We start from the raw sequence: 14,396 nt of genomic DNA, 5'->3' as shown, positions 1-14,396 counted from the left end.
TTGAGCCCCGGCGGCGGGGCCTGGGTTTCACGCAGGCCCCGCAATCCAAGCCGGCCCGAAAGCAGTACGTTTGACCGCCGCCGGCCGTCGGGGCGGGCGGCAAACCAGCCGGGCCCGGCGGCGGTTCTTCTGTTCTACGCACTTCCTCTTTCCTGATGCACCTGGTTATCATCGGCAACGGCATTGCGGGCGTGAGCTGCGCCCAGGCGGTGCGCCGCCTGCAGCCCACGGCCCGCATTACGCTGGTGTCGGCCGAAAGCGCCCACCACTTTTCCCGCCCCGCGCTGATGTACCTCTACATGGGGCACCTGCGCTGGCCCGACGTGAAGCCCTTCGAAGACTGGTACTGGACCGAAAACCGCCTGGAACTGGTGCACGACCGCGCCACCCACCTCGACGCGGCCGCGCGCACGGTGCACCTGGCCGCCGGCCCCTCCCTGACCTACGACGCGCTGCTGCTGGCCACCGGCGCCACCACCCGCTACTACGACTGGCCCGGGCAGCACCTGCGCGGCGTGCAGGGCCTGGTGTCGAAGGCCGACGTGGAGCTAATGGCCGAAACCACGCTGCAGGTTCAAGAGGCGGTGATAGTGGGCGGGGGGCTGATCGGGGTGGAAATGGCCGAGATGCTGCGCACCCGCGGCCACGGCGTAACCATGCTCGTGCGCGACCGGCACTACTGGGGCTCGGTGCTCCCGCCGGAAGAAGCCGCTCTGGTCGATGCGCAATTGCGCCGGCACGGCGTGCGGGTGCACTACGAAACCGAGCTAACCGAAGTGCTGGGCGACGATGCGGGCCGGGTGCGGGCCGTGCGTACCAGCCGCGGCACCGAATTGCCCTGTCAGTGGTTGGGCATTGCCACCGGCGTCACGCCCGCCCTCGACCTCACCGCCGGGACCGGCATCGACACCGACCGCGGCATCCTCGTCGACGACTACCTGCAAACCTCCGTGCCGGGCATTTTCGCGGCCGGCGACTGCGCCCAACGCCGCAGCCCAGGCCCCGGCGAGGCGGCCATCGAGCCGCTGTGGTACACCGGCCGCATGCAGGGCGAAACCGTGGCCCACACCATCTGCGGGCAGCCCACGGCCTACCGGCGGGGGCCGTGGTTTAACTCGGCCAAGTTCTTCGACCTCGAATACCAGACCTACGGGCAGGTGCCGGCGCGCCCGGGCGCGGACGAGGCCAGCTTCTGGTGGCAGCACCCCACGGCCGCGCTGGGCCTGCGCCTGCACTACCGCGCGGATGCCTCCCGCGCCTTGCTGGGCGTGAATGCCCTGGGCCTGCGCCTGCGCCACGACGTGTGCGACCAGTGGCTGCGGCGCGGCGTGCCCGTCGGCGAGGTACTGGCCCAGCTCGGGGCCGCTAACTTCGACCCCGAATTTTTCGCGCAGCACGAGCCGGCCATCGTGGCGGCGTACAACGCCCGGCACCCCGACGAGCCGGCCGTGGTGCTGCGCCGCCGCAAGGGCCTGCTCAGCCGCCTGCTCTCCGTATAACCGCCCATCATGGCCGACAAACCCGACTACCGCAAGCTCTACCACCCCGGCGCCTTCAACGCCTGGCAATACATTGCCTTTACCGGCATCATCATGACGCTCGGCGCCCAGCTCATCCTGGCCCTGATCGGCCAGCCCAAACCCGACGGCTTCCACTGGCTGTACGTGGTATGGGCGGGCGTTTTCGTGCTCGGCTCGCTGACCAACCTCTACGGCAAGCCCGACAACCACCATCACCACTAACGGACCGGTTCCTAGCCGGCGTCGGTTTTGCCACGGCGCACGGCCGTCGGCACTTCTCCGCGGACTGGGCGGAACACCTAGACGCCCCGGCGCGCCGACCCGGCCCCATATCCACCGCCCACGGCGGCCAAACCGGCGCCTGCAACTTCTTTTCTCGCCATGACTTCCCTCGCCGCTTATTCCGACCAGCCTCTAGCCCACCCCACTCCCGCAACTCCCTTGTCCGAGCGGCTTTGGTTGGCCATGGTGGCGCTGGGCTTGCTGGCCCTGGCCGTGACAGCAGCGGCCCCGGCTGGCCTGCGCGAGCCGGCTTTCTGGCTTGGGGTAGCCCTGCTGAGCGCCGGGGCCCTGGGCTGGAGCTGGTACAAGTTTGGCCGCGGCCCGGGCGGCGTGCACCACAACAACCTGTGGGCCCGCGGCAGCACTTCGCGCGGGGCGGTGGCCTGGGCCACGGGCGTGGCCTTGACGGGCTTCTACGTGGTGCTGTATTGGTGGCCCGAGTACCTGGAAAACCTTATTCGCCCGCTGGATGGCCTCAGCCAGGCGCTGCGCCAGCGCCCGGCCGACCAATGGTTTCTCTACGGCACGTTCTACACCCTGGCCGTGCTGCTGATGGGCACGCGGGCCCTGCTCAAGTACAGACACTCACCCTACCAACGGGTGCGCACGGCCTCGGTGATGTTTTTTCAACTGGGCTTTGCCTGGCTGCTGCCGGGGGTGTTGCTGGCCCTGCAGCAGCCCGAGTTTTACTTCACCTATTTCTGGCCCCTGAAGTACGACTACCTGTTTCCCGGCGGCGTGCAGTCCCTGCTGCAAAACGGCCACCTCGGCGCCTTCATGGTCGGCTGGGGCCTCATCATGTCCTTCGTAGCCACGCCGGTGCTCACCTACTTTTTCGGGAAGCGGTGGTACTGCTCGTGGGTGTGCGGCTGCGGCGGGCTGGCCGAAACCGCCGGCGACCCGTACCGCCACCTCAGCGACAAACGCCGCGAAGCCTGGCGCTACGAGGTGAGCATCGTCTACACTGTGCTCGGCTTCATCGTGGTGACCACAGCCCTGCTCTGGCTGAACACCCGCCTGGGCGGGGCCCTGCTCGGCCGGCTCTCCGACGAGTTTTCGCGCACCTACGGCTTTGTCGTCGGCGCGCTGTTTTCAGGCGTGGTGGGCGTGGGCTTCTACCCCATTCTCGGCTCCCGGGTGTGGTGCCGCTACGGCTGCCCGATGGCCGCTTACCTGGGGCTGCTGCAGAAGCACTTCTCGCGTTTCCGCATCAGCACCAACGGCGGGCAGTGCATCAGCTGTGGCAACTGCTCCAACGTCTGCGAAATGGGCATCGACGTGAAGCAGTACGCCCAGCGCGGGGAGCCCATCATCCGGGCCGCCTGCGTGGGCTGCGGGCTGTGCAGTACCGCTTGCCCGCGCGGGGTGCTGAACCTGGAAAACGGCCCGCGCGAGGGCCGTTACCAACCTTCCCAGCTGATCCGGGCCGAGAGCTTGCGGATTCTGGAGTAGAGCGCCGGTGCTTCGCGCCTTGCAAAGCCCGCGGCAGCTACCGCGGCCCGGCGCCTGCTGTCGGGTTTCGCTGCGCAACCCTTACTCCAGCCGCAACTAGCGGCTACGGGGCTTTGGGCTTGTCTGCCGCGCCGAAGCGCAGCTTGAAGAAGACCAGCGTCAGCGTAAACAGCAGATTAACGGAGTTGCCGAACAGGATGGGCACGTCGCGGATGCTGGCTCCGTAGATTAGCCACAGCACCATGCTGCTGGCCGATACGGCCAAGGTACCCACCGACAAATCTTGCGCCGAGCGGGTACGCCAGGTGCGCACAACCTGCGGCAAAAACATGATGGCCGACAACGACGCGGCCACCAGCCCAATAATGCGCACCACGTCCGGCATAGGCCTAGGGTTGGGTAAAAGCGTTCCTCTGGGCGGGTCTACTTCAGAAACGCCAGCACGGCGGCGTAGAACTGCTGCGGCTCCTGTAGGTGCGGAATGTGGCCCACGCCCGGCAGCTCCACCAGCTTGCTGCTCTTGATGGCCTTGGCCGTGCGCTGCCCCAAGGCGGGGTACTGGCCCATTCTCTCCAGCACCTTCTGGTCTTTGATCAGGCCCTTGCCCACCACCGTGCGGTCCTTCTGCCCGATGATGAGCAAGGTGGGCACCTGCACCCGGTCGTACTCGTAGCACACGGGCTGCTGGTAAATCATCTCGTAGGTGAGGGCGTTGGCCACGGCCACGGTGGGGTAATCGGGGCTGCGCGTCTGGGCAATCAGCGGCAGCAGCCATTGGTCGTGGGCCTGCGGATAGGTGCCGGGGTAGTAGGTCGCGTGGTACTTGCGGATGCTGGCTTCGTTGGCCTGCAGCTCGGTACGGGTGGCTTCGAGGACCGTCTGAAAAGGCACGCCGCGGCGGTAGTCTTCCAGCCCGATGGGGTTTTCGAGCACCAGCCGCTCGGTGGCGCCGGGGTACTCGATGGCAAAGCGCGTGGCCAGCATGCCGCCCATGCTGTGGCCCAGCACCACGGCCTGCTTCACGCCCAGGGTGTCGAGCAGCTCTTTGGTGTTGCGGGCCAGTTGATGGAAGGAATAGTGAATGTTGGGCTTGTCGGACTTGCCGAAGCCAATCTGGTCGGGCACCACCACCCGAAAGCCGGCCGCGGTCAGCGCCTCGATGGTGCCGCGCCAGTACGCCCCGAAGAAGTTTTTGCCGTGCAACAGCAGCACTGTGCGCCCGTTGGCCCGGCCGGTGGGCCGCACGTCCATGTAGGCCATGCGCAGGGGCTGGCCCTCCAGCCGCAGCGCCAGAAAGCTCACCGGGTGCGGGTAGTCGTAGTTGTCGAGGGTGGCGTTGAGCACATCGGGCACGGCCGATTGGGCGCGGGCCGGGGCGGCGCCGAGCAGCCACAGGCAGCTCAGCAGCAGAGGCAGAAGAAACTTCATCAGGCGTACTAACCCCGTTTAAGGCACCGGGGTTGTCCGCGGGGGCCGCTTAGCGGGCGAAGCAGCCGCCAGCTGCATGTTCATCAGCTACATGCCGCGGCCAACCGGCAAAATCAACGCGGGCTCAACCCAGCCGGCTCGGGCGGTAAACGCGGCGGGTTCCGGCCGTTCAGTTTCCGCCGGCCCGGATTTCGCGCAGCGCGGTCCCTACCTGCTGCAGGCTGGCCCAGGCAAACGCATCGTCGAACTGGTGGCTGAGGTCCTTGCGCTGGCAGGTAATGTAGAGGAACAGGTCGTCGCTTTCCAAGGGCGAGGCATACTCGAAGTGCAAGCGCCCGTTGGCTTCCGCCCAGGGCAGCACTTCCCCAGTAGCCAGGCTGGTGGCGTCCAGCACCACCGCGTGCAGGGGCAGGCGCCGGGCCCGGCCAAACCAGCCACCCGCGCGTAACACTACCCCCGCGGGGCCGATTTCCAGCCGGCTGAACAGCCCGGCCCAGACGGCCAGCGCAACGCCGGCCGCCGCTGGAGCCACCAGCAGGGCCGGCACTGGCAGCGGCAGCTGCACCCCAATAAACGCCATCCAGCCCAGCGTGCCCGCCGCAGCCTGCCACCAGGGCAACCGGCTCTGGATGATAAACTGCCCGTCGGGGCGCCGGTAAAAAACGTTGCGCTTGCGGCGCCACGCGGCGGCCCAGCGCTGGGCCCGGGTCATGGTTTTTCCGCCGCCCGCTGCTTGCGCAGCAGTTCGATGGTGCGCGTCTCTTCGTCGCTCCATACCACGCTGCGCACGTCTTCCACCTGCAACACCGTGTGGCCGTCGGGCTCACCGAAGGCGGTGTACACTTCCAGCAGCAGCTCGTCCTCGGTGAGGCGCACCACGTAGCCGTAGGGGTCGTTGTGGGAATTGGCGGTGACGAGCTGCACGAGCTGATGCGTGTCGTGGGCGCGCTGCAGCAGGGCGGGCACCGAGAGGTAGTGCTGCTCCAGCCCGTCGGGGGCGGTGGCCACGCCGAATACCGCGTCGGGGTGGTGCTCCTTGAACTCAATCAGGCGCACGTACTTGTCGTCGAAGTGCACCTGCGCCACGTCGGCCAGGGCAATGCTGCGCACGCCGGTAAGCATGCCCTGGCGGGTGATGGTGCGCAGCAGCACCACGTCGGGGTTGTGGTTGAGCACGTAGCCCAAATACATTTCGCCGGCGGCCTGCAGGGCCACCACGCGGCGGTTGCGCTGGGCGCGCTGCAGCAAATCGGTCAGTAAAGCTCCCATCGAAATCGATTCAGGCGCCCGGACGGGGGCGCAAAACGGGTGCAAAATACGGCGCAGCGGCCAGCTTTGCGGCTTTTACCGGAGCTGCTTGGCGAAGTTGCCGCCCGCTCATCCGGAACCTATCTATATCGGTCGTTTTCCGGAACGAGCCGGTGTTTTTTGCGAAACCAACGCCTCACCTATCTCCCGCCCATGCTCGTTTCCCGCCTTTCGAAGGCCCACCTGCTCGGTTTTGGCCTGCCGCTGCTGCTGGCCGGTGCCGCCTGCCAGAGCAATTCGTCCTCGTCCGAAGCCACTACCGCTGCGCCCGCCGATTCAACCCAGGCGGCTCCGGCCGCCAAGCCCACGTTTCTCTCGAAGCCGCTGGTCCGCGACATCTACACCGCCGACCCCTCGGCCCACGTGTTTGGCGGGCGCATCTACATCTACCCCTCTCACGACATCGAGGCCGGCATTCCGGAGGACGACAACGGCGCCCACTTTGCCATGCGCGACTACCACGTGCTCTCGATGGACAGCGTGGGCGGCAAGGTGACGGACCACGGCGTGGCGCTGGACATCAAGGACATTCCCTGGGCCGGGCGGCAGCTCTGGGCGCCCGATGCGGAGTTCAAGAACGGCACCTACTACCTCTATTTCCCGGTGAAGGACAAGCAGGACGTGTTTCGCCTGGGGGTGGCCACCAGCACCTCGCCCACCGGTCCGTTCAAGGCTGATGCTAAGCCCATTGCCGGCTCCTACAGCATCGACCCCAACGTGTTTACCGACGCCGACGGGCAGAGCTACCTGTACTTCGGCGGCATCTGGGGCGGGCAGCTGCAGCGCTGGCGCAGCGGGCAGTACGACTCGACAGTGGCGCCCAACCAGGCCCCGCAAGAGCCCGCCTACGGCCCGCGGGTGGCCCGGTTGAGCAAGGACATGCGCTCCTTTGCCGGGCCGGTGACGGAGGTAAAAATCCTCGACGAAAACGGCAAGCCCCTGCTGGCCGGCGACACCAAGCGCCGTTTTTTCGAGGGCGGCTGGCTGCACAAGTACCAAGGCAAGTACTACTACTCCTACTCCACCGGCGACACCCACTTGCTGGTCTACGCCGTCGGCGACAAGCCTACCGGACCGTTTACCTACAAGGGCGTCATCATGAACCCGGTGCAGGGTTGGACCACGCACCACTCAATCATCGAGTTCAAAGGCAAGTGGTACATCTTCTACCACGACACGGAGCTATCGGGCAAAACCCACCTGCGCAACGTGAAAGTGACCGAGCTCAAGCGCCGCCCCGACGGCAGCATCGAAACCATCGAGCCGATGGTGGCGGCGCAGTAGGGTCAGTGCCAGGCCCCGCGCACAACGGCGCGGCCGAGGTTCGTTGCCTCGGCCGCGCCGTTGGTTTACTCGCTCGTTGGCCCTACACCTGCCGCTGGGGTCCAGGGATAGAAACGTCGGCTTGCTGTTCCGCCTAGGAGTAGCCGTCTTCGGAGGCTAGCAAGCGGCCCAGGGCCTTGTCGATGAAGTCGAGGCGGCGGTGCACGGTTTGCAGCACGTCGTCGGCCAGAAAGGTGCCGTCGGTGCGGGCCACCAAGTAGCGCGCCAGCGTGGAGCTTTCGTGCAGGTACGCCTGCAGTTCGCGCTGGGCCTGCTCCCACGCGTCGGGGCTGAACCCCAGCAGCCGGGCCCGTAGTTCGATGGTGCGGCTGACCAGTTCGGCCAGGCGTAGCAGCAACGCGCTTTCGGCCTCGGTGAAGTCGCGCGGCTCGCGTCCAATCACGCACATGGTGCCGATGTTGAGGCCGTCGGTCATGCGCAGCGGGGCGCCGGCGTAGCAGCGCAGGCCGGCGGCTTCGGCCACGGCCGGGTTCACCAGGTCGCAGCGCTCCTGCTGCAAGTCGGGAAAGGCAATGGGCGTGTGCTCGAGCACGGCCGCCGAGCACAGGCTGTCGGCCCGGGGTACCGCCACCAGGCCGGGCAGACCGGCGTTGGCCTTGAAAAACACGGTATCCTGGTCGACCAGGGAAATCAGCGAGATAGGCAGCTTGAACAACTGCGCCGCCAGGGCCACAAAGTCATCGAAAATGGGCTCCGGAGTGGTGTTCAGAATCTCGTACCGGTAAAGCGTACGCAGCCGCGCCGGTTCGTGGGCCGGCACAAGCGAAGCGGGCTGGGTGTAGGATGGCATGGGCAATCCTCGTGATAGGAGGCTGACGTTGGGGAGTGCATAAAGCACGCAAGAATTAGGCACTTACGGCCCTACCGCGGGGAGGTTTGCGGCTTACGCCTGTTCGGCGGCTTTGAAAATGGCAATTACTTCGCCCAGGCGCCGGCCGACTTCTTCCAGCAAATCGGCCGGCACGGGCACCAGCCCGCTGCTGCGCACTTTCAGGTAGCGCACCAGGGCCATCTGATTGTGCAATTCGGTTTCGGCCTCGCCGCGCAGCTTCTCCCAGGCGGCATTGCCGGCCCCGGCCCTCAGCTGCCGGCGCGCGTCGAGGGCCAGCACCACCAGGTCGGCCAGCCGCACCAGCATCTGCTGCTCGGCGTCGGTCAGCTCGCGGGGCACGTAGTCGGCCACACACAGCGTGCCGATGGCCTGGCCCTGCGGGGTGCGCAGCAGGGCGCCGGCGTAGAAGGCCACCCGCTCGGCGCGCATGGCCGGCGTGCTGTGCTCGGGGTGCGCGTTCAGGTCGGGAAACACCAGCACCGGCAAGTCGTGGCGCACGGCCTGGGGGCAGATGCTCTGCGCCAGCGGCAGCGCCTGCTGGGCTTCCATGCCGGTGCTGGCCTTGTGCCACACTTCCTCGTCGGCCACGAAAGCAATGCGCGCCACCGGCACGCTGAAAATATAGGCAGCCAGGGCGGCCAGGTCGTCGAACAAGGGCTCCTGCGCGGAGTGCAGGATATCGTACGAATGCAGCGCTTGCAGGCGGGAGGACGGAGGCACGGGTAAGCGGCTGAGATTCGGACGTAAAAAGCTGCTAAAAGTAGCAGCCCGGTTTGGTTCAGCAATGCCGGCGCCCCGTGGGCTGCGGCCCGCGGGTGGCAAACGCCGGGTTAGGCGGCCGGAATGGACGTTTGCGGGTGGCAGCTGGGCCTGGGCTGGGCTGAAAAAGGTATATTGGAAGGCCTGAATGCGCCGGCGCCGGGTAAAACCGCCCGGCCCGCCCGGCGCGTATGTGCAGCGCCGCCGGGCCGGCTGCCCGCCGCGGCCCGCTGGCCCCCGTCTGCCTTCCCCCTAGCCCGTGCCTATGGCCCGACCCGTACTCCGTCCCTTGCTGCCCCTGCTGCTGGCCATCGTGGAAGCGGCCGCGCTGGCCTACGTGCTGCGCGCCGTGTCGCGCTTCATCGGCTTCAACAACTTGCTGCCCTGGTGGATGGGCGAAGCCATTCACCAAACGGTGCTGCTGACGGCGTTTCTGGCCACCCTGTTGTTTGAGCAGCCACGGCCTTCGCGGCGCCTGGCCGTGCTGGCGGCCGCCGTGCCCGGCGCGGTCATGTGTTACGACTTTTACATGGCCTTTACCCGGAGCTGGGGCTGGCTGCTGAGCGGGGCCACGGCCTTCGTATTTGGCTATAGCTTGTACCTGATTCTGACGGAGGAAGCCGAGCTGCACACCAGCAACCGCGCCGGCCGCTGGCACCGCCGGGTGCTGCAGCGCCGCCGCCCCGAGTAATATTTCCGTTGCCGCGCCGGTTGCCGCCGGCCGGCTTCTGCGCACTTTTGCGCCCTGATTCGCGCTGCATGCCCCTTTCTCCCCCCCCGCCTACCCCGCTTCCGCTCATCGACATCATCATCCCGGCCCACAACGAAGCCCGCAGCATCGGGCCCGTGCTGGCCGACATTCCCCGGGACTGGGTGCGCGAGGTAATCGTGGTCGACAACGCTTCCACCGACGACACGGCCACCCCGGCCCGCGCCGGTGGGGCCACCGTGCTGCGCGAAGACCGCCCCGGCTACGGCTTCGCCTGCCTGCGCGGCATGGCTCACTGCTACGCGCGCCCCGCCCCGGAGCAGCCCGCCATCATCGTGTTTCTCGACGGCGACTATTCGGACTACCCCGAGCAGCTGCCCGAGCTGGTACGCCCCATCTTGGAAGACGGCGTGGACCTGGTCATCGGCTCCCGGGCCCTGGGCCAGCGCGAGCCGGGGGCCATGCTGCCCCAGCAGATTTTCGGCAACTGGCTGGCCACAACGCTGCTGCGCCGCCTCTACGGGGCCCGCTTCACCGACCTGGGCCCGTTTCGCGCCATCCGCGCCGACGCGCTGCGCCGCCTCGACATGCAGGACCAGACCTACGGCTGGACGGTGGAAATGCAGCTCAAAGCCGCCAAGCAGGGCCTGCGCTGCGCCGAGGTACCGGTGCGCTACCGGCGCCGCATCGGCGTGTCGAAAGTATCGGGCACGGTGAAGGGCACCCTCGGGGCGGGCTACAAGATCTTGTGGACCATCTTCCGCTACGCCCGTGGCTAAGGACCACCGCGCCGCAGGGCGTACCTTTGCCGGGCCGATGAAGTTGTTGCTTACCCCGCCCGCCAACCGATGCTTGGGCTAGAAATTCTGCTGCTGGTGATCTACGGGCTGTGCCTGCTGTTCGTGCTGGCCTTCAGCCTCGCGCAGTGGCGCCTCACCCGCCTGGCCCGCCGCGCTTACGCCGGGGCCGCCCAACTGCCCGCCCCGCCCCTGCCCGCCGACGCGCAGCGCTGGCCCCGCGTGACGGTGCAGCTGCCCGTCTACAACGAGCTGAACGTGGTGGAGCGCGTCATCGACGCGGCCGCCGCGCTGGACTACCCGGCCGCGCGCCTGCAGATTCAGGTGCTCGACGACTCCACCGACGAATCCGTGGCCCTGGCCGCCGAGCGGGTGGCCCACCACCGCGCCCGCGGCCTCAACATCGAACACGTGCGCCGGCCCGACCGGCAAGGCTACAAGGCCGGGGCCCTGGCCTACGGCCTGCGCGCCGCCACCGGCGAGCTGGTGGCCATTTTCGACGCCGACTTCGTGCCCGCCCCCGACTTTCTGCGCCGCACCGTGCCCTACTTCCTGGCCGACGCGGGGCTGGGCGTGGTGCAAACGCGCTGGGGCCACCTGAACGAGGGCGACTCCCTGCTCACCGAGCTGCAAGCCTTCGGGCTGAACGCGCACTTCTTGGTGGAGCAAGTGGGGCGCAACGCGGGCCACCACTTCATCAACTTCAACGGCACCGGCGGGGTGTGGCGCCGTGCGTGCATCGAGCAGGCCGGCGGCTGGCAGGCCGATACGCTCACCGAAGACCTGGACCTGAGCTACCGGGCCCAGCTGGCGGGCTGGCAGTTTCGCTACCTGCCCGCGGTGGTGGCCCCGGCCGAGCTGCCCGCGCAGATGGACGCGCTTCGCTCGCAGCAGCACCGCTGGAACAAGGGCGGGGCCGAAACCGCCCGCAAGCACCTGGGCCGGGTGTGGCGCAGCACCGCGCTGCCGCTGCGCACCAAGCTCTACGCCACCGCCCACCTGCTCAACAGCGCCGTGTTTGTGGCCGTGCTGCTGATGGGCCTGCTGAGCGTTCCGCTGCTGCTGGTGCAAACCGCCGAGCCCGCCCTGCGCTGGCCTTTCCGGCTGGCGGGCCTCTCGGTGCTGAGCCTGCTGCCGCTGGTGGCCTACTACTACGCCGCCTGGCGCTGGAACGGCGGGCGCGCGGCCGGCGGCCGGCCCTTCGCGCCCAAGCTGCTGCTCTTCCTCTCGATTTCGATGGGCCTGTCGCTGCACAACGGCTGGGCGGTGCTCACCGGCCTAGCCGGCCGGCTCACCCCCTTCGTGCGCACGCCCAAGGCGGGGCTGAGCGGGCAGCCGGGTACGGCCCGCGGCCGCCGCTACCGCACCGGCTCGGTCAACGGGCAGACGGTGCTCGAAGCGCTGCTGGCCCTGTACTTTGCCGGCGGCATCTTCCTCGCGTTCCGCTACGGTAACTACGGCCTGCTGCCCTTTCACCTGCTGCTGACGGCCGGCTATGCGGCGGTGGTCTACTACAGCGTGCGGCACGCGCGGCAGTCATGAGCGCGGCCCGGCGCTCCACGTTGCTGGGCCTGGCCGCTGCCCTGCTGACGGCCACCCAACTCGGCCTGGCCTACTTCACCCCGCGCCCGGCTACCGCCCAGCTGCTTACGCTGTTTGGCCTGGGCACCTTGGCGTACGCGGCGCTGCTGCACTACCGCCTGCCGCTGCGCGCCGGCCTGCTGCTGGCCCTGCTGCTGCGCCTGCTGTGGCTGCCCGCCACGCCCGCGCTGTCCGACGACTACCACCGCTTCCGCTGGGACGGCGCCCTAGTGGCGGCCGGCCATAGCCCCTTCCTGCACCGCCCCGACGAGTACCGGGCCGGTGGCGGCCCGCTGACGGGCGCGCCCCAGCTCACGCCCGGGCTGTATCAGCACCTAAACTCCCCGCACTACTATTCGGTGTACCCGCCGGTCTGCCAGGCCCTGTTTGGGCTGGCCGTGCGGCTGTTTCCGGCGTCGGAGCGGGCGCAGATCGTGGTGCTGCGGCTGGCGCTGCTGCTGGCCGAAGCGGCTACGGCTCTGCTGCTGGTGGGGCTGCTACGCCGGTTTGGGCAGGATCCGGACCGGGCTCTGCTTTACCTGCTGCACCCACTGGTGGTGGCCGAGCTGGTGGGCAATCTGCACTTCGAAGCCGTGGTCATTGCCGGCGTGCTGGCCGCCTGCTGGCTGCTCGCCCGCGGCCGACTGGTGCTGGCCGCGGGGGCGCTGGCGCTGGGCGTGGCCGCCAAGCTCACCCCGCTGCTGGCCCTGCCGCTGCTGCTGCGCCGCCTAGGCTGGGGCCGCACCCTGCGCTTCGGGCTGGCGCTGGCGGCGTCCCTGGCCGCGGCCTTCGCGCCCTTCGCCTCGGCGGCGCTGCTGCGCAACATCGGCCGCAGCCTCGACCTGTATTTTCACTCCTTCGAGTTCAACGCCAGCGTGTACTACCTGCTGCGCGCCGTCGGCTACTGGCTCACCGGCTACAACGAAATTGCCCGGCTCGGCACGGCCCTGGCTGCTGAAGCTGCCTTCGGTGTACTCGTGCTGATGGCCTTCGAACGACGTCCCACGCTGGCCACGCTGCCGCGGGCGGCGCTGCTGGCTTTTACGCTCTACTACCTGCTGGCCACCACCGTGCACCCTTGGTACCTCACGCCGCTGGTGGCGCTGAACTGCTTTACCGGCTGGCGCTACCCGGCTACCTGGGCGGCGCTGGCTACGCTTTCCTACGCCACCTACCGCAGCAGCGCCTACCAGGAACACCTTGGTCTCGTGGCGCTAGAATACCTGGGCGTGCTGCTGGCGGCAGCCTGGGATTGGCGCCGCCACCGCGCCGCGCACCTAGCGCCGCCGGCAGCGGCTTAGCGGCGCCCGCCTTCAGAGCCGTGCTCCGGGAAAAGCAGGTCGTGCTAAGTGGAAACGGAATGGCGCGTGCAGCTACCGCAGCAGTCCGGGGCCGCTCGGGAAGCCCGTCGCAGCGCAGTCGACCCGCCGCTTACCGAAGCGCCGCTGCCGCCCCCAACTCTATTGCGCCGAAAACCGGAATGCGGCGGGCGTCTGGCCGGTTTTGCTTTTGAAGAGGCGGCTGAAATACTGGGGGTACTCGAAGCCGAGCTGAAACGCTGTTTCGTTGACCGTCAGCGAGGTGGTCAGCAGCAGGCGCTTGGCTTTGTCGATGAGGGCGTGGTGCAGGTGCTGCTGGGTGGTTTGGCCGGTGAGCGTGCGCAGCAGGTCGCTCAGGTAGGCCGGCGACACGTGCAGCGCGTCGGCGAAGTGCTGCACGGTGGGCAGGGGCTGCTCCTGGTCGTCGCGGGCGAAGTAGGCCGTGACCAGCTCCTCGAAGCGGCTGAGCAAATCGTGCTCGGCGGTGCGGCGCGTGAGAAACTGCCGGTGGTAGAAGCGGTTGGCGTAGCTCAGCAGCAACTCCAGCTGGGCCACCAGCACGTCCTGGCTGAAGGCGTCGACGGGCTGCTGGTGCTCTTCCTGCAGAGCGCGAAACAGGCCGTTCAGCTGCTGCTCTTCGCGGGCCGAGAGGTGCAGAGCCTCGCTCACGAGGTAGGAGAAAAAGCCGTAGCCGGTGATTTTTTTGCCCAACGGGTAGCGGGCCAGCAAGTCGGGGTGAAACACCACCATCCAGCCCTCGATTTCCGACACGTCCACCGAGGCGTCGGCCGTGCACATCTGGCCGGGGGCGTAAAAGGCCAGCACGCCCTCGCGGAAGTCGTAGCTGCGGCGGCCGTACTGCAGCTGGCCCTTCAGGTTTTTCTTCAGCGTGACGATGTAGAGCTGCCGCAGGGCCGGCCCGGTCACCGGCGGGTGGCGGTGGTGGGCTAAGTCGACCACCGTGAGCAGCGGGTGGGCCGGCGGCGGAAAGCCGAAGTGCGCGGCAAAGTCGCTCACCGTGGCGAGCAGGCGAAAAGGCGGGGCGGCGGGTTTCATAAGCTACTA

General features: G+C 67.9%; 15 protein-coding genes. 8 read left to right on the top strand and 7 right to left on the bottom strand.

All coding sequences use genetic code 11. The features are described from left to right. Positions 1 to 155 precede the first annotated feature (155 nt). The 3 genes from LJ737_RS06435 to LJ737_RS06425 all read left to right on the top strand — a co-directional run bounded on the left by LJ737_RS06435 (position 156) and on the right by LJ737_RS06425 (position 3,254). Entirely contained in the window at positions 156 to 1,499 is a 1,344-nt protein-coding gene (locus LJ737_RS06435) for an NAD(P)/FAD-dependent oxidoreductase (protein ID WP_227763844.1), read from the top strand. Between the two features lie 9 nt (positions 1,500 to 1,508). Beyond that, entirely contained in the window at positions 1,509 to 1,742 is a 234-nt protein-coding gene (locus LJ737_RS06430; protein ID WP_227763843.1) for a hypothetical protein, read from the top strand. Between the two features lie 159 nt (positions 1,743 to 1,901). After that, entirely contained in the window at positions 1,902 to 3,254 is a 1,353-nt protein-coding gene (locus tag LJ737_RS06425) for a 4Fe-4S binding protein (RefSeq protein WP_227763840.1), read from the top strand. A 103-nt stretch (positions 3,255 to 3,357) separates the two neighbouring features. Here LJ737_RS06425 and LJ737_RS06420 read toward each other — a convergent pair whose 3' ends face one another. From LJ737_RS06420 to LJ737_RS06405, 4 genes are all read right to left on the bottom strand, one after another. Further along, positions 3,358 to 3,639 carry a SemiSWEET family sugar transporter gene (locus LJ737_RS06420; RefSeq protein WP_227763838.1) on the bottom strand — a complete coding sequence of 94 codons (282 nt, stop codon included), beginning with the start codon at positions 3,637 to 3,639 and terminating at the stop codon, positions 3,358 to 3,360. A gap of 38 nt (positions 3,640 to 3,677) precedes the next feature. Further along, positions 3,678 to 4,682 carry an alpha/beta fold hydrolase gene (locus tag LJ737_RS06415; RefSeq protein WP_227763836.1) on the bottom strand — a complete coding sequence of 335 codons (1,005 nt, stop codon included), beginning with the start codon at positions 4,680 to 4,682 and terminating at the stop codon, positions 3,678 to 3,680. A 169-nt stretch (positions 4,683 to 4,851) separates the two neighbouring features. Continuing rightward, positions 4,852 to 5,394: a hypothetical protein gene (locus tag LJ737_RS06410; RefSeq protein WP_227763834.1), complete on the bottom strand. Its 543-nt coding sequence runs from the start codon at positions 5,392 to 5,394 to the stop codon at positions 4,852 to 4,854. Continuing rightward, positions 5,391 to 5,951, bottom strand: coding sequence for a hypothetical protein (locus LJ737_RS06405; protein WP_227763831.1), 561 nt, complete (start codon positions 5,949 to 5,951; stop codon positions 5,391 to 5,393). Before LJ737_RS06405 ends, LJ737_RS06410 begins: the two co-directional genes overlap by 4 nt. 192 nt (positions 5,952 to 6,143) lie before the next feature. On the opposite strand from LJ737_RS06405, the gene LJ737_RS06400 reads away from it, so the two are divergent. Further along, the gene (locus LJ737_RS06400; RefSeq protein ID WP_227763828.1) at positions 6,144 to 7,274 is read left to right on the top strand and encodes a glycoside hydrolase family 43 protein; all 1,131 of its coding nucleotides are present in this window, start codon (positions 6,144 to 6,146) and stop codon (positions 7,272 to 7,274) included. A 133-nt stretch (positions 7,275 to 7,407) separates the two neighbouring features. On the opposite strand, the gene LJ737_RS06395 is transcribed toward LJ737_RS06400, so the two are convergent. Together LJ737_RS06395 and LJ737_RS06390 are read right to left on the bottom strand one after the other, a co-directional pair. Beyond that, positions 7,408 to 8,124, bottom strand: coding sequence for a GAF domain-containing protein (locus LJ737_RS06395; protein WP_227763826.1), 717 nt, complete (start codon positions 8,122 to 8,124; stop codon positions 7,408 to 7,410). A gap of 93 nt (positions 8,125 to 8,217) precedes the next feature. After that, on the bottom strand, positions 8,218 to 8,886 hold the full coding sequence (locus LJ737_RS06390) for a GAF domain-containing protein (RefSeq protein ID WP_227763824.1): 669 nt from the start codon (positions 8,884 to 8,886) through the stop codon (positions 8,218 to 8,220). 304 nt (positions 8,887 to 9,190) lie between these two features. Here LJ737_RS06390 and LJ737_RS06385 point away from each other — a divergent pair, with 304 nt between their 5' ends. The 4 genes from LJ737_RS06385 (at position 9,191) to LJ737_RS06370 (ending at position 13,313) form a co-directional block, all read left to right on the top strand. Then, positions 9,191 to 9,616 (top strand): hypothetical protein, encoded by a 426-nt coding sequence (locus tag LJ737_RS06385; RefSeq protein WP_227763822.1) that lies wholly within the window; start codon positions 9,191 to 9,193, stop codon positions 9,614 to 9,616. A 68-nt stretch (positions 9,617 to 9,684) separates the two neighbouring features. Further along, complete coding sequence (locus LJ737_RS06380) at positions 9,685 to 10,413, top strand: glycosyltransferase family 2 protein (protein WP_227763820.1); 729 nt, start codon at positions 9,685 to 9,687, stop codon at positions 10,411 to 10,413. A 69-nt stretch (positions 10,414 to 10,482) separates the two neighbouring features. Further along, positions 10,483 to 11,973, top strand: coding sequence for a glycosyltransferase (locus LJ737_RS06375; protein ID WP_227763818.1), 1,491 nt, complete (start codon positions 10,483 to 10,485; stop codon positions 11,971 to 11,973). Continuing rightward, a complete protein-coding gene (locus tag LJ737_RS06370; RefSeq protein WP_227763816.1) occupies positions 11,970 to 13,313 on the top strand; it encodes an MptA/MptB family glycosyltransferase in 1,344 nt (447 codons plus the stop codon). Before LJ737_RS06375 ends, LJ737_RS06370 begins: the two co-directional genes overlap by 4 nt. 159 nt (positions 13,314 to 13,472) lie before the next feature. On the opposite strand, the gene LJ737_RS06365 is transcribed toward LJ737_RS06370, so the two are convergent. Then, complete coding sequence (locus LJ737_RS06365; protein WP_227763814.1) at positions 13,473 to 14,387, bottom strand: helix-turn-helix domain-containing protein; 915 nt, start codon at positions 14,385 to 14,387, stop codon at positions 13,473 to 13,475. Positions 14,388 to 14,396 lie beyond the last annotated feature (9 nt).

The organism is Hymenobacter sp. 15J16-1T3B (assembly GCF_020711235.1).
In the GTDB taxonomy this organism is placed as follows: Bacteria; Bacteroidota; Bacteroidia; order Cytophagales; family Hymenobacteraceae; genus Solirubrum.
The sequence above is the reverse complement of the archived record's forward strand: the minus strand, read 5'-3'. Positions and strand labels throughout refer to the sequence as shown.

Bases quoted from the DNA above. Each gene is read 5' to 3' on its own strand.
- LJ737_RS06405 (WP_227763831.1), bottom strand. From the start codon at position 5,951: ATGGGAGCTTTACTGACCGATTTGCTGCAGCGCGCCCAGCGCAACCGC.
- LJ737_RS06370 (WP_227763816.1), top strand. From the start codon at position 11,970: ATGAGCGCGGCCCGGCGCTCCACGTTGCTGGGCCTGGCCGCTGCCCTG.
- LJ737_RS06375 (WP_227763818.1), top strand. From the start codon at position 10,483: ATGCTTGGGCTAGAAATTCTGCTGCTGGTGATCTACGGGCTGTGCCTG.
- LJ737_RS06435 (WP_227763844.1), top strand. From the start codon at position 156: ATGCACCTGGTTATCATCGGCAACGGCATTGCGGGCGTGAGCTGCGCC.
- LJ737_RS06385 (WP_227763822.1), top strand. From the start codon at position 9,191: ATGGCCCGACCCGTACTCCGTCCCTTGCTGCCCCTGCTGCTGGCCATC.
- LJ737_RS06365 (WP_227763814.1), bottom strand. From the start codon at position 14,387: ATGAAACCCGCCGCCCCGCCTTTTCGCCTGCTCGCCACGGTGAGCGAC.
- LJ737_RS06400 (WP_227763828.1), top strand. From the start codon at position 6,144: ATGCTCGTTTCCCGCCTTTCGAAGGCCCACCTGCTCGGTTTTGGCCTG.
- LJ737_RS06425 (WP_227763840.1), top strand. From the start codon at position 1,902: ATGACTTCCCTCGCCGCTTATTCCGACCAGCCTCTAGCCCACCCCACT.
- LJ737_RS06410 (WP_227763834.1), bottom strand. From the start codon at position 5,394: ATGACCCGGGCCCAGCGCTGGGCCGCCGCGTGGCGCCGCAAGCGCAAC.
- LJ737_RS06420 (WP_227763838.1), bottom strand. From the start codon at position 3,639: ATGCCGGACGTGGTGCGCATTATTGGGCTGGTGGCCGCGTCGTTGTCG.
- LJ737_RS06395 (WP_227763826.1), bottom strand. From the start codon at position 8,124: ATGCCATCCTACACCCAGCCCGCTTCGCTTGTGCCGGCCCACGAACCG.
- LJ737_RS06430 (WP_227763843.1), top strand. From the start codon at position 1,509: ATGGCCGACAAACCCGACTACCGCAAGCTCTACCACCCCGGCGCCTTC.
- LJ737_RS06415 (WP_227763836.1), bottom strand. From the start codon at position 4,682: ATGAAGTTTCTTCTGCCTCTGCTGCTGAGCTGCCTGTGGCTGCTCGGC.
- LJ737_RS06380 (WP_227763820.1), top strand. From the start codon at position 9,685: ATGCCCCTTTCTCCCCCCCCGCCTACCCCGCTTCCGCTCATCGACATC.